This window comes from Zhengella mangrovi (genome assembly GCF_002727065.1).
Classification (GTDB): Bacteria; Pseudomonadota; Alphaproteobacteria; order Rhizobiales; family Rhizobiaceae; genus Zhengella; species Zhengella mangrovi.
The window spans coordinates 30,622-43,454 of sequence record NZ_PDVP01000006.1; the positions used below are offsets into that span (position 1 = coordinate 30,622).

General features: G+C 69.3%; 14 protein-coding genes and 2 tRNA genes. 12 read left to right on the forward strand and 4 right to left on the reverse strand.

The features are described from left to right. Positions 1-8: 8 nt before the first annotated feature. The 3 genes from CSC94_RS11650 to CSC94_RS11660 are packed head-to-tail and all read left to right on the forward strand — an operon-like array spanning position 9 to position 2,009. Positions 9-413, forward strand: a complete 405-nt coding sequence (locus CSC94_RS11650) for a hypothetical protein (RefSeq protein WP_099306522.1) — start codon at positions 9-11, stop codon at positions 411-413. Positions 414-453: 40 nt separating this feature from the next. Continuing rightward, positions 454-1,212, forward strand: a complete 759-nt coding sequence (locus CSC94_RS11655) for an ABC transporter ATP-binding protein (protein WP_099306523.1) — start codon at positions 454-456, stop codon at positions 1,210-1,212. Then, positions 1,209-2,009: an ABC transporter permease gene (locus CSC94_RS11660; protein ID WP_099306524.1), complete on the forward strand. Its 801-nt coding sequence runs from the start codon at positions 1,209-1,211 to the stop codon at positions 2,007-2,009. The genes CSC94_RS11655 and CSC94_RS11660 overlap by 4 nt, the downstream gene beginning before the upstream one ends. A gap of 4 nt (positions 2,010-2,013) precedes the next feature. Here the strand turns inward: CSC94_RS11660 and CSC94_RS11665 are convergent, their stop codons facing one another. Genes CSC94_RS11665 through CSC94_RS11675 form a run of 3 tightly spaced genes read right to left on the reverse strand, consistent with a single transcriptional unit; the run spans position 2,014 to position 4,494 of the window. Then, positions 2,014-2,736, reverse strand: a complete 723-nt coding sequence (locus CSC94_RS11665; RefSeq protein ID WP_245408330.1) for an ABC transporter ATP-binding protein — start codon at positions 2,734-2,736, stop codon at positions 2,014-2,016. Further along, positions 2,726-3,493 (reverse strand): ABC transporter permease, encoded by a 768-nt coding sequence (locus CSC94_RS11670; protein WP_245408331.1) that lies wholly within the window; start codon positions 3,491-3,493, stop codon positions 2,726-2,728. The genes CSC94_RS11665 and CSC94_RS11670 overlap by 11 nt, the downstream gene beginning before the upstream one ends. A 14-nt stretch (positions 3,494-3,507) precedes the next feature. Continuing rightward, on the reverse strand, positions 3,508-4,494 hold the full coding sequence (locus CSC94_RS11675; RefSeq protein ID WP_099306526.1) for an ABC transporter substrate-binding protein: 987 nt from the start codon (positions 4,492-4,494) through the stop codon (positions 3,508-3,510). 150 nt (positions 4,495-4,644) lie between these two features. Between CSC94_RS11675 and CSC94_RS11680 the strand changes: the two genes are divergently transcribed. Genes CSC94_RS11680 through CSC94_RS11710 form a run of 8 tightly spaced genes read left to right on the forward strand, consistent with a single transcriptional unit; the run spans position 4,645 to position 12,029 of the window. Beyond that, entirely contained in the window at positions 4,645-5,232 is a 588-nt protein-coding gene (locus tag CSC94_RS11680; RefSeq protein ID WP_165784408.1) for a rhodanese-like domain-containing protein, read from the forward strand. Between the two features lie 57 nt (positions 5,233-5,289). Beyond that, positions 5,290-6,264: an AAA family ATPase gene (locus tag CSC94_RS11685; protein WP_245408332.1), complete on the forward strand. Its 975-nt coding sequence runs from the start codon at positions 5,290-5,292 to the stop codon at positions 6,262-6,264. Position 6,265: 1 nt separating this feature from the next. Continuing rightward, positions 6,266-7,186: a DUF58 domain-containing protein gene (locus CSC94_RS11690; RefSeq protein ID WP_099306529.1), complete on the forward strand. Its 921-nt coding sequence runs from the start codon at positions 6,266-6,268 to the stop codon at positions 7,184-7,186. A gap of 20 nt (positions 7,187-7,206) precedes the next feature. After that, on the forward strand, positions 7,207-7,677 hold the full coding sequence (locus CSC94_RS11695; RefSeq protein ID WP_099306530.1) for a DUF4381 domain-containing protein: 471 nt from the start codon (positions 7,207-7,209) through the stop codon (positions 7,675-7,677). Further along, positions 7,671-8,645 carry a VWA domain-containing protein gene (locus tag CSC94_RS11700; RefSeq protein ID WP_099306531.1) on the forward strand — a complete coding sequence of 325 codons (975 nt, stop codon included), beginning with the start codon at positions 7,671-7,673 and terminating at the stop codon, positions 8,643-8,645. The genes CSC94_RS11695 and CSC94_RS11700 overlap by 7 nt, the downstream gene beginning before the upstream one ends. Next, positions 8,642-9,559, forward strand: coding sequence for a VWA domain-containing protein (locus CSC94_RS11705; protein ID WP_099306532.1), 918 nt, complete (start codon positions 8,642-8,644; stop codon positions 9,557-9,559). The genes CSC94_RS11700 and CSC94_RS11705 overlap by 4 nt, the downstream gene beginning before the upstream one ends. Beyond that, positions 9,556-10,428, forward strand: a complete 873-nt coding sequence (locus CSC94_RS24215) for a tetratricopeptide repeat protein (RefSeq protein WP_133122875.1) — start codon at positions 9,556-9,558, stop codon at positions 10,426-10,428. The genes CSC94_RS11705 and CSC94_RS24215 overlap by 4 nt, the downstream gene beginning before the upstream one ends. Beyond that, positions 10,425-12,029 carry a BatD family protein gene (locus tag CSC94_RS11710; RefSeq protein WP_165784409.1) on the forward strand — a complete coding sequence of 535 codons (1,605 nt, stop codon included), beginning with the start codon at positions 10,425-10,427 and terminating at the stop codon, positions 12,027-12,029. Before CSC94_RS24215 ends, CSC94_RS11710 begins: the two co-directional genes overlap by 4 nt. 139 nt (positions 12,030-12,168) lie before the next feature. On the opposite strand, the gene CSC94_RS11715 is transcribed toward CSC94_RS11710, so the two are convergent. Further along, positions 12,169-12,245 (reverse strand) — tRNA-Asp (locus CSC94_RS11715). A gap of 219 nt (positions 12,246-12,464) precedes the next feature. Between CSC94_RS11715 and CSC94_RS11720 the strand changes: the two genes are divergently transcribed. Further along, positions 12,465-12,540 (forward strand) — tRNA-Val (locus tag CSC94_RS11720). Positions 12,541-12,833 lie beyond the last annotated feature (293 nt).

A 12,833-nucleotide genomic window follows, 5' to 3' on the forward strand; every position in this document is an offset into this window, starting at 1 on the left:
GAGACCCGATGAAACGTGCCATCATTCTTGCCTTCGCCACCGCCTTGCTCGGCAGTCCGGCCCTTGCCCAGTCCGGCCTTGTCGGCAGGGCGCAGGACCTGCCCGGCATCACGCTGTCGTCGGGCATGCCGCTGGCCGACAAGCCGCTCGAGCTGGAAGCGGGCGTCTACTACCGGATCGCGATCAAGGCCGACGGCTCGGCCGAGATGGCGCTCAGCGGGCCGGCCTTCTTCCGCAACTGCTGGGTCAACGAGATCGTCATCAGCGATATCGAGGTGCGGCCGATCGGCGTGGATTCCATCGAGTTCGACGACGAGGGCGAAGCGACCATCAGCTTCATCTGCATCAAGCCCGGCCAGTTCGAACTGCGGGCGCCGGGGACGGAACCGCTCGCGGTGACCGTGAAGGAGTGATGGACTTGAACCGCGACCGGTCCCGGCGCAAGGTCGCGCCATGACGCAGACGAGCGATCCCGCGACCATGGCCCTGGCCGTACAGGACCTGACCTTCCACTACGGACGGCGCAAGGCGCTGGACGCGGTGTCCCTCGCCATTCCCGCCGGTCGCACGACGATCCTGCTCGGACCGAACGGGGCCGGCAAGTCGACCCTGTTCTCGCTCATCAGCGGGCTGTTCGCACCGCAGGCCGGCCGCATCGCCATTGCCGGGCGCGATCTCGTTCGCACCGGGGCGGCCGCGCTGGCGCCGCTCGGCATCGTGTTCCAGGCGCAGACGCTGGACCTGGACCTGACCGTGCAGCAGAACCTGCGCTATTTCTGCGCGCTGCGCGGCATGGCGCGCCGCGAGGCCGATGCGCGGATCGCGGAGGAACTCGACCAGTTTTCCATGGGCGACCGGCTGACCGACAAGGTGCGCTCGCTCAACGGCGGCCACCGGCGCCGCGTCGAGATCGCCCGTGCCCTGCTGCACCGGCCGGCGATCCTTCTGCTCGACGAACCGACCGTCGGCCTCGACATCCCGACGCGGCGCGACCTCATCGCGCGGCTGCACGAGCGGGCCCGGACGGACAATGTGGCGCTGCTCTGGGCGACACACCTGATCGACGAGGTGGACGCGGACGACCACGTGATCGTGCTGCACAAGGGGGCGATCGTGGCGGAGGGCCAGCCGGCGGCATTGCTGGACAAGACCGGGGCAGACGACCTGGGCGGCGCCTTTGCCGTGCTGACGCCGGAGGCGCGCGCGGCATGAACGGCCCCTCCCCCCTGCGCGCCTTTGGCGGCATTGCCCGGCGCGAACTGCTGCGCTTCCTGAACCAGCGGGAGCGGTTCTTCGCCGCGCTGGTGCGCCCGCTGGTCTGGCTGATCGTCTTCGCCGCCGGGTTCCGCGCCGCGCTGGGGCTTTCCATCATCCCGCCCTACCAAACCTACATCACCTACGAGGTCTACATCATCCCGGGGCTGCTCGGCATGATCCAGCTTTTCAACGGCATGCAGTCCTCGCTCTCGATGGTCTACGACCAGGAGATGGGTTCCATGCGCGTGCTGCTGACGACGCCGCTGCCGCGCTGGTTCCTGCTGCTGTCCAAGCTGATGGCCGGGGTGACGGTCTCCATCGTCCAGGCCTATGCCTTTCTCGTCATCGCCATCCTGTTCGGGATCGACATCCCGGTTCCGGGCCTGCTGCCGGTGCTTCCCGCGCTGATCCTGGCCGGGCTGATGGTCGGCGCGCTCGGCCTGTTGCTCGCCTCGGTCATCAAGCAGCTGGAAAATTTCGCCGGGGTGATGAACTTCGTCATTTTCCCGATGTTCTTCCTGTCGACGGCGCTCTACCCGGTCTGGAAGATGCAGGAGGCCAGCGCCGTGCTGGCCGCGATCTGCGAATGGAACCCGTTTTCGCAGGGCATCGAACTGATCCGCTTCGCGCTCTATGGCCAGGTCAACTGGCTGGCACTGGCGATGACGGCCGGCAGCGGGCTGGTCTTCTTCCTGGCGGCAAGCTGGGCCTTCGATCCCTCGCGCAGGTTCCGCGCCGGGCGCACGGCGTGAGACTTCAGGTGTCCGTCGCCTCGGGCGGATAAAGCGCCAGGATTTCAGCCAGCATGGCGGCCACGGCCTGCGGCGTGCGCTCCGCCCTCGGCAGATCGACGCGGTAGACGCCACGCACCGTCGCGGGGCGCGCCGAGAGCATGACGATCTCGTCGGCCAGTTCGAGCGCCTCGCGCAGGTTGTGGGTGACCATGAGCGCCGTGGTCGGGCGGGCCGACCAGACCTCCATCAACAGCCTGCGCAGCCGCTCGGCGGTCGGTTCATCCAGCGAGACGAAGGGTTCGTCGAGCAGAAGCAGGGACGGTTCCAGCGCGAAGGCGCGGGCGATGGCCACGCGGCGCGCCAGGCCAAGCGAGAGCTGGCCGGGAAAGAAATTCTCCATGCCGGTGAGGCCGAGCGTGGCATAGAGCGCCGAAAGGTCGGCGCGGGCGCGGTCCTCCGGCAGCGGAAGGCGGATGTTGCGGTCGACCGTGCGCCAGGGCAGAAGACGTGGCTCCTGGAAGACCACGCCGGTCCGTCCCTGTTCCGGCTTGACGATCGTGCCGTCGAACTCGTCCTCCAGGCCGAGGATGAGGCGCAGGGTCGTGGTCTTGCCGCAGCCCGACGGACCGACGAGACAGGCGAAGCGCCCTTCGCCCACCGTGAAGGCCAGGTCGCGGATGGTCGTCAACCGGCCGCCGTCCGTCGTCTCAAAGCTTTTCTCGCGGATGGAGACCTCAAGCGGCACGGGGCCTCCAGCGGCGCGCATGGCGCTCGTAGGGCTGGATGAGCAACAGTTCCACGGCGATCATCACCGCGACGAACGCCAGGGTATAGCCGAGGATGGCCGCGACATCGAAGAACTGGAAATAGAGGTGGATCTGGAAGCCGACACCATTGGACCGGCCGAGCAGTTCCACCACGAGAACGATCTTCCAGATCAGCGCGATGCCGGACCGTGCCGAGGCAGCGAAATAGGGCTGAAGCTGCGGCAGGATCACCTCGCGCAGCGTCGTCAGCCGTGAGAAGCGGAAGACCCGTGCCATCTCCGCGTAATGCGGATCCATGGACCGCGCGCCCTCGCGCATGGTGACGACCACGTTGGGGATCTTGTTGACCGCGACGGCGCCGATGGCGGCGGCCTCGCTGAGGCCGAACCAGATGTAGGCCAGCACGATGGTGACCAGCGCCGGGATGTTGATGAAGAGGATGACCCAGGGATCGAAGAACCGGTCGAGACGGGCAGACTGGCCGAGGACGATGCCGATTGCCGAGCCGATGGCCATGGCGGTGATGAAGGCGCCCGCCACGCGCATCAGCGTCATGGCGAGGTGAAAGGGCAGTTCACCGCTCGCCGTTTCCCGGACCATGAAGGCAAGCACCTGCTCGGGCGGGGGAAACACCCGCGAGCCGATCCCGTGGGCGGCCACGAACCAGACCACAAAGAGGCCGGCGAGTGACGCCAGGAGCGTCACGGCCGGCCGTGAGTTGGGCTTGCCAGCCAAGGGAGGTCACCCGGTCAGAAATTGCTCTTCAGCTCGCTCCAGTAGGTGCCGGGCTGCATCTTCGTCTCGCCGCCCGTCAGCTTGTCGCCGCCGACGTCCGCCAGCACCTCGAACAGCCTGGCGGCATCGGCCTCTTCCTCGGCCGCCGGCCGCGCCGGGATGCCGTCGCGGTAGCGGTCGCGCAGGGTCGTCAGCGCCTTGCCCTCGTCCTTGATGGCGCCGCTGTCATGCAGCCGGTCCCATTCGGCATCGGAGCTCTTCATCAGCGCCTTGGTCTCGCGCGAGGCCTTGACGAAGCCCATGGCGGCCTGGGGATGTTCCTTGGCCCAGCTTTCGTGGAAAATGTAGCCAAGGGCGGACACCGGCCCGGAGGCGCCCAGCGCGTTGGCGGCATCCTCGGCCGAGACCAGCTTGCGGAAGCCTTCGGCCTCCAGCCGCGCGCTCCAGTGCCAGAAGTTCAGCACGGCATCGAGTTCGCCCAACTTGGCCTTTTCGGCCAGCAGCGGCGGCGCGCCGTAGGCGATCTCGTTTTCCTTGGCGAGGTCAAGGCCGTAGTCCTTCTTCGCCATGGCCTGGATGAGCAGCCAGCTCTTGTCGAGCGGGCCGCCGGCCACGCCGAGCGTCTTGCCCTTCAGGTCCGCGACCGACTTCAGCGGCGAACTGCCGGGCACCATGATCATGCCGACCGACGACGAATAGGGCACCATGGTCAGGTCGCCGCCGGAGGCACGGTCCCGCGAGACGTCGAGCCAGTCCGACACGATGACATCCACCTCGCCGGCGCGCAGCGCAACGGCCGTGGCATCCTCGCCGGCAAAGCCGACGATCTCGACATCGACGCCGTTCCTGGTATCGAACCCGTTGGCCTTCATGGCCTTGAGTTCCCAGTTGACGGTGCCGTATTTCAGCACTCCGACCTTGACCGTATCGGCGGCCTGTGCGGGCAGAATTGCCAGGGCGGCGGCAACGGCAATGGCCGCACCAAATGCGCGCTTGAACATGATTTCCTCCTCAGGCGGGCAACGACTGGCGTTGCCGGTTCTCCTCACCCATCATCCTAGGGCGAAGCCGGCAAAGGGCGAATTGCACTATGGTACAGATGCCGGCGGCCACAAGGGCATGCACAATCATGCGCGGGAGGAAAGATGCGCATGCGCAGAGCGGTCACGCTGTTTGCAGTGCTGGCGATTGCCATGACCAGCCATGCCCTGCCGGCCGTGGCCGGCGGCGGCGACAGGCTGCCGGACGGCGTCGACCCGGCCACCGGCTTCCGCATGCAGCGCTACCGCGCGCCGACACCCGACAGCCTGCCCGGCGGCAGCGTGGCCGACACGGCGGCGGTGCGCGCGGCGATGGCTGACGGGCGGACGATCCTGATCGACGTCTATCCGCCCAAGGGCGCCGGACCGGATCCGCTCGACGGCTCGTGGCGCAACGCCGAAACGCGGGACAACATCCCCGGCTCCGCCTGGCTGCCGGAAGTGGGGCGCGGTTACCTGACCGACGACTACGCGACCTATTTCCGGCGCAACCTGGCGGCCCTGACGAAGGGCGACATGGACCGCCCGCTGCTGTTCTATTGCACCGCCGATTGCTGGCAAGGCTGGAACGCTGCACGGCGGGCGATCGTCTGGGGCCACCGCGCAGTCAGCTGGTATCCCGGCGGAACCGACCAGTGGATGCTCGACGGCGGCGAAACCGCGCCGGCGGAAGCGGTCAATTTTCTCGACGAACCGTGACGGAGACCGGCGGGCAGCCGCCGGCCAGGGAGTGCTGACAGGCTCATGGACCAGACAATGCCGAAAACAGACGCCAGCGACGCCGCGACGGCCTTTCGCCAGGCCCGCGACTGGCTTGCCACCCGGCTGATCGGCCGGCAGGCGCTGATCGACCGGCTGATGATCGCGCTACTGACCGGCGGCCACGTGCTGATCGAGGGCGCCCCGGGGCTGGCCAAGACACGCGCCATCCGCCTGTTCGCACAATGCGTTTCGGCGGATTTCGTGCGCATCCAGGCGACACCCGACCTGCTGCCGGCCGACCTGACGGGAACGACGGTGTTCCGGCCCGAAACCGGCGTGTTCGAATTCGTCGAAGGGCCGCTGTTTTCCAACGTCGTGCTGATGGACGAGGTGAACCGCGCGCCGCCCAAGGTGCAGTCGGCCCTGCTGGAAGCCATGGGCGAAGGCCAGATCACGGCCGGCGGCGTGACCCGCAGGCTGGCGCGACCGTTCCTGGTGGCGGCAACGCAGAACCCGATCGAGCACGAGGGCACCTATCCGCTGCCCGAGGCGCAGCTCGACCGCTTCCTGTTCTTCGTCGAGATCCCGATGCCGGCGGCGCAGGAAGAGCGGTCGATCCTCGACCTCGCGCTGGGCGAGGCGGCCGGCGAGGACGGGCCATCGGCACCGGCCATTTCTCCCGGCGACCTGGCGGCGGCGCAGGCGGCCGTCTCGGCCGTTCACGTGGCGCCGGCGGTGCGCGACTACATCGTGCGGCTGGTGGCGGCGACGCGTGGCGAAGGCGCCGGCGGCGCGGCGGCGGGCGACATCGAACACGCGGCCAGCCCGCGCGGCACCATCGGCCTGGCGCAGGCCGCCCAGGCGGCCGCCTGGCTGACGGGGCGGGATCACGTGCTGCCGTCCGACGTGCGCGACCTCGCGGTCGACGTCCTGTCGGGGCGCATCGGGCTGACGTACCGGGCGCGCGCCGAGGGGCAGACCGCGCAGGCGGTGATCGCCGCCATCGCCGAGCGGGTTGCGGTGAGCTGACATGGCCGGCGCGCAGGGCAATGGCCTCGACCTGACGCTGGACCGGCTGATCGCCCTTCGCGGCGAGGCGCTGGCCGACGGCGGGCGGAGCCTGCGGGGGCTGACGCATTTTCCGGGCCTGGTACGCGGGCCGAAACGGGGCCACGGGCTGGATTTCGACGACCTGCGGCTCTACGCGCCGGGCGACGATGTCCGCCACATCGACTGGAACGTCACCGCGCGGACCGGCAAGCCGCACACGCGGCTATACCGCGAGGAGCGCGAACGGGCGATCACCATCGCGGTCGATTTCCGCGCCTCGATGTTTACCGGGTCGGCCATGCTGCGCGCCGTCGCGGCCGGGGAACTGGCCGCGGCCGTGCTCTGGCAGGCAGCGCGCGACGGCGACCGGACCGGGGCCGCCGCCTGGTCCGGCGGGACGGTGACGGCAAACCGGCCGGCCAGCGGCGACAAGGGCGCGCTCTCCTGCGCCGGCATGCTGGCCGACGGTTTTTCACAGGCGCGCGGTGCGGCCGGTCAGGAAACCGGGACGGGGCTGGATCGTTTCCTCGGCTGGATCAACGGGGCTGGCCGGGCCGCGGGCGCCGCCCTGCTGGTGACCGGGCTGGACGACCCCGGCGACGGGTTTGCCGCCGCCATCGGCGAGGCCGGGAAGCGGCGCAAGCTCGCCATCCTGCACATCCTGGACCCGCTGGAAGTGGAGGCGCTGCCACCGGGGCGATACAGCTTCGCCAGCGGCGGGCAAGCACAGCGTGCCACGATGACCAGGTCCGGCGCCGAGGCCGTGCTCAGCGCCATGACGGAGAAACGGGAGCGCCTGTACCGCATGATCGAGGCTGCCGGCGTCCCGGTTTTCACGCATGTCGCGGGCCAGCCCGTCGCCACGGCATTGACGGCGCTTGAAACGCGCGGTTGGCTATAGCCCTGGCCGAGGCGAACGGGATGGCGATGAAGAACCCCCTCGACAACCTGCGCGACATACACATTCCGGACCCGCCGCCGGGGCTGCCGGACTGGGCGCTGCTCGCCATCGGCGCCGGCACGCTCATCGCCGGTTTCGTGCTGCTGGCGACGGTCTCCGGGCGCCGCTCGCCGGCCATCCGCGCCACGCTGGCGCAGTTGGAAAAGATCGACACGCAGGACGACGGGCGGGCCATTGCGCACATGGCGACGCTGCTGCGCCGCTACGCGCTCGCACGCCTGAAAGGCCCGGATGCCAGCGAGGCACTGCGCCTGACCGGGGAGGCCTGGCTGGCACGGCTTGACGGGCTGACCGGCAGCCATTTCTTCACCACCGGCGACGGGCGCATCTTCGGCGAGGCGCTCTACACGGCCGGTCCCCTGCCCGATGCCGAACGGCTGAAGTATTCCCTCATGCGGATCCTGAAACGGCGGGGCATCGGGCCATGGTGAGCTTCGGCCATCCGCTCATCCTGCTGGCGCTGCCGCTGCCGCTCGTGTTCCTCTGGCGCGCCCTGAAGGCAAGGCCGGCGGATGCGCCGCGCCTGCCACCGGCGCTCGCGGCCGCCATGGGTGCGGCGACTGGCGCGACGGCGCGGCGCCCTGCCCTGGTCCACGGACTGCTGGTCCTGGCATGGCTTTTGCTCGTGGCCGGGGCGGCGCAGCCGAAGATCGCCACGGGCCAGGCGGTGACGCCGGCCAGCGGCCGGGCGCTGGAACTGGTGATCGATCTTTCCGGCTCCATGGAGCGGCGCGATTTCGTGCTCGACGGCAAGGCCAGCGACCGGCTGAGCGCCGTCAAGGCCGTGGCAAGCGCCTTCATCGCCGGCCGGCGCGGCGACCGGATCGGCCTGGTGCTGTTCGGCGACGAGGCCTTCTCGGCCAGCCCCGTGAGCTTCGACCGGGCCGCCGTGGTGCACGCGCTGAACGAAAGCGCCATCGGCATGGCCGGGCGGACAACGGCCATCGGCGAGGCGCTGGGCCTCGCCATCGTCAAGCTGCGCGAGGATCCCGCGCCCGAGCGCGCCATCATCCTGCTCTCCGACGGAGCCAACAATTCCGGCTCGGCGGAACCGGAGGACGCCGCGCGGCTGGCCAAGGAGAACGGGATCCGCATCCACACCATCGGGCTCGGCAGCGAAAAGCAGGCCGATGACGGCAGCCCGATCGATCCGTCCGCGGACCTGGACGAGGCGACCCTGAAGGAGGTCTCGCGGGTCTCGGGCGGGCAGTTTTTCCGGGCGCGTACGCTGGACGAGCTTTCCTCCGCCTATGCCGCGATCGACGGCATGGAGGCCGCGGACGCCGCCTCGCCGCCCTTCGTGCCCGAAAGCGACCTCACGCCCCTCGTTGCCGCAGCCTTCCTGTCGGTGATGGCGCTGTGGCTGGTCGCCGGCCGGCTGACAGGAGAAACGGCGTGACGCTGCTTTCGCCCCTCTGGCTGATCCCCGCCGCACTCTGCCTTGCCGCGGCCCTGCTATGGCCCGGGCGCCAGGCCAGCGACGACTGGGACAGGGTCATCGCCCGGCCGCTGCTCGCGCTGCTGCGCCCGGCACGTGGCGGCCGGCGGCTGTTTCACCCGGCGCTGGCGGCGGCAGCGCTGGCCTTCGCGGCGCTGGCGGCCCCTGCCCTGCCCGGCGGCGACGGCCGGGCCTTCCGCCATGCCGAGGCCTGGCTGGTGCTCGCCGACGTTTCCAAGTCGATGACGGTGGACGACATCCGGCCCAACCGGCTCGCCGCGGCGCGCCAGGCCGCGGTGGACCTTGCCGACCTGGCCGGCGCCCGGGCGACGGGGCTGGCCGTCTATGCCGGCGATGCCTTCCTGGCCGAGCCCTTTGCCTTCGACCGCCGGCAGTTCAAGGCCCTGGCCCGCGCGCTGGAACCCGGGATCGTGCCGGTGGAAGGCTCCGACCTGCAGCGGGCCCTGTCGCTGGCCGCCTCCGTGGTCTCGGATTCCGGCGTGGCGCGGGCACACCTGTTCATCCTCACCGACACCGGCGGCATGACCGGCAACGCCATTGCCACGGCGGCGCAGTTCGGCGCCCGCGGCCATCGCATCGACGTCATCGCGCTTGCCGACCCGGCGACCGACCGCCCGGTGAAGACCGATCTCACGGCGGCACAGGCGCTGGCGGAGGCCGGCAAGGGCCGCCTCGTGACAGCCGATGCGCTGGGCCGGATCGACCTCGCGGCGCTGACCGCCGACGGGCCATCGGCGCGAGAGGGCCTCGCACTGGCCGGGCTGGAGCCGGCCGGCAACGCGCTGCTCTCCCACTGGCTGCTGCTTGCCGCCCTGCCGTTCGCGCTGGCGCTCTTCCGGCGGGTGCTGTCATGAAGCTCCTGGCCGCCCTTGCCCTGCTTGCCGCCGGAACCGGACAGGCACTGGCCTCGGACAATTACCTTGCGCACCAGCTCTTCCAGGAAGGCCGCCACGCGGAGGCGGCCGAGATCTTCACCGATCCGGCCTGGAAGGGCGTCGCGCTCTACCGGTCCGACCAGTGGTGGCGGGCGGCGGAAGCCTTCGTGCGCGCCTCGGATCCGGATTCGCTCTACAATCTCGGCAATACCTATGCGCGGCTCTCCTATTTCGCGCTGGCGCTGGAGAGCTACCAGGCGGCCCTTGTCCTCCGGCCCGACTTCCCCGACGCGCGGCACAATGCCGATATCATGCGCGAGATGCTGCGCCGCCAGGACGAGGAGAAAAAGGGACAGGCGGCGATGACGCCGAAGCAGAAGGCGATCGACCGCGTGGAGGACGACCGCAAGGAGGACGGCGGCGCCGACCCGCAGGCCGGCGACGAGAAGGGCAAGGCGGAGAAACGGCAGGACGGGCAGAAACAGGAAGGCGGCAAGGACAGCCGCCAGCCGGCCCCGAAGGCGCAGGCCCAGGGCGACAGCGGCTCGGCCGGTGACGGCAAGGAGCGCCAGGACAAGGAGGGCGATGGCGGCACCTCGCTGACCGGCAAGCGCGGCGACCGCGACCCGGCCAGCAGGCCGTCCGGCGGCAGCCAGAGCGCGGATGCGACCGACCGGAGCGATGCCGCCGGTGCGCGCGCGGCGCTGGAAAGCGGCCAGGCGACGGAACAATGGCTCAATGCCATTCCCGACGATCCGGCACGCTTCCTGAAACGGCGGATCGCGCTGGAACTGAACCGGCGCAAGGCGGCCGGCAACGCGCCGGACGAAGGCCAGTCGCCGTGGTGACGCGGTTGCCTCGCATCCTGTTCGCGGCCCTGCTGGCGCTGCTCGGCCTTTGCGCTGCCGGCCACGCGGACCAGCCCGGTCCGACGATCACGCTGCGACTGGAATCGCCGGAGATCCTGATCGGCGACACGGTGATCCTTGAGATCGAATCGGTCGGCCTGGAGCAGCCGATCGACCTCGACCCGCTGCGCGACATCGCGCAGATCGGCCGCGAGACCTATGGCACGCGCATCGCGGTGATCGGCGGCAAGGTGGTGGAAGTCCGGCTCCGGCGCATCGAGATCGTCCCGCGGGCTTCCGGCGTGGTGATCGTCGGGCCGCTGCAGGCCGGAGACGTGACCTCCAACACGGCCTCTGTCAGCGTGCTGACCGACAGGCCGGCCGACTGGGCGCCCGGGCCGGACGACCTGGCACTGACGATGACCGCATCCAGGGCCGATCCGCACGTGCAGGAAGAGGTGGTGCTCGATATCGTGCTGTCGCACCGCTACCCCATGCTGGCCGAAACGCTGCCGAAACCCGACCTGTCCGGTCTCGACGTCCTGCCTGTGTTCGAGGAGCGGCGGACGCTGGATGAAAAGGCGGGCCTGCGGCGTATCGCCTGGCGCTACCTCGTCTGGCCGAAACGCTCCGGCGCGCTCAGCATACCGGGCGTGACGGCGAGCGGGGACATGCAGCGGTCGCGCCTGGAGCGGGGCAAGTTCTCGGTGACGACGCCGCCGGTCCGCCTTGCGGTCCGTCCCTCCGCCTTCCCTGCCGGCGACTGGTGGCTGCCGGCGCAGTCGCTTTCGCTGACCGAGGAGTGGTCAGGCGGGGTGACGGGCATCAACGCCGGCGACGAACTGGTGCGCACGATCCGCGTAAGCGCGCGCGGGGTGCGGGCGGTCCAGATCCCCGACATCGCCATGCCGGAGGCCCGGGCACTGGCGATCACGCCGCTCGGCGCGCATCGTTCGCAGGCCGTATCGCCGGAGGGCATCACGGCGCAGGCCGAGTTCCGCTTCCGGGTCCGGGCGCTCAGCCCCATTCCGGTCTTTCCGGACACGATCCGCCTGCCGTGGTTCGACACGACGACCGGCGAAGCGCGCGAGGCAATCATCCCGGCGCGGCGGATCAACATCGGCATTCCCGACCGCGAAGCCCTTCTGCAGCAGGCGGCACAGGGGCGCAGCGCGGCCGAGCGGCTGGCGCAATGGCTGCGCCTGACCACCGGGCCCGGGCTTCTGGCTGTCGCGGGCCTCTTGCTGCTGGCGCTGGCGCTCGGTCTTGGTCTCGGACGGACACTCGTTCGGTTGCGCTCGGATTGGCGCCATGCGCGTCAACGGCAGCGCCTGCTCACCGCTGCCCGGGCAACGATCCGGCGCGATTCGCCCGCTGCGGCCACGGCGCGGCTCGACGAACTTGCCCGGCTGCCGGGCGGCGAGATGCTGCAAGGGACGCGCCTGGCCGCCGGCGAGGCCGCCTATGGCCGGAATGCATCGTCCGTCGACTGGCGTGCGCGCGCGGAAGCGGCGCTGGCGGCAGCCGAAACCGATGCGGTCCCGGGGGCCGGTCCGAACCCGCGGCGCGAGGTCTCCGCCAGCGCGCTGCCGCAACTCTGAAGCGCCGGCGCAGGCGGGGCGACGCTGCGGGGCCCGGAGCATTTGCGCGTTTCGTTGAACCGCGCAATGCACGCGGACACGCATTCGCGCGTCTTCGTGCCAACTGCCTGAAAACAGGAACTGTCCGGGAAGAGAAGAATGGCGCGAGTGACGGGGCTCGAACCCGCGACCTCCGGCGTGACAGGCCGGCACTCTAACCGACTGAGCTACACCCGCGCTTTTCGACGTGGTCGCCGTTTCCGGCGGCGTCGTGGCGGTGACTTAAGCGGAACGGAGGAGAGTGTCAAGCGGATGATGACGCGGAAATGACGACTTTTTTCATTCGCCTCCGGAACTCGCCCGGAGAACGGCCTGACGGGTGCCTTTGGGCTTGCCTCCGTGGCGCGAAGGCCTTATCTGTGCCGCCGGTCCGATGCATGCTCAAGGCATGGTCGCGGGCGGTTAGCTCAGCTGGTAGAGCGCCTCGTTTACACCGAGGATGTCGGGAGTTCGAGTCTCTCACCGCCCACCACCCAACTCACTGATATTTATCATTTTAATTGAAACTCTAGCGCAAAGAAGCTCATCTTTCTGCCGGGAAACTGCCGGGAAATCGCGATATCTGGCAAAAGAAAACAATCCATCGGCACTCCCCTCACACAACAATCTTGCCAGTCATTGCGCCGGACGATTCGCGAGAGATTTCGGTAATATTGAAATTGATGTGCTAGCTTGGAGTGTGAAGAAATGATGGCGCACCTGCGATGGAAGTCGCTCGTTCGTCGTAATGTGAATCCATTCGTCTATTGATCTCGATGGAACATG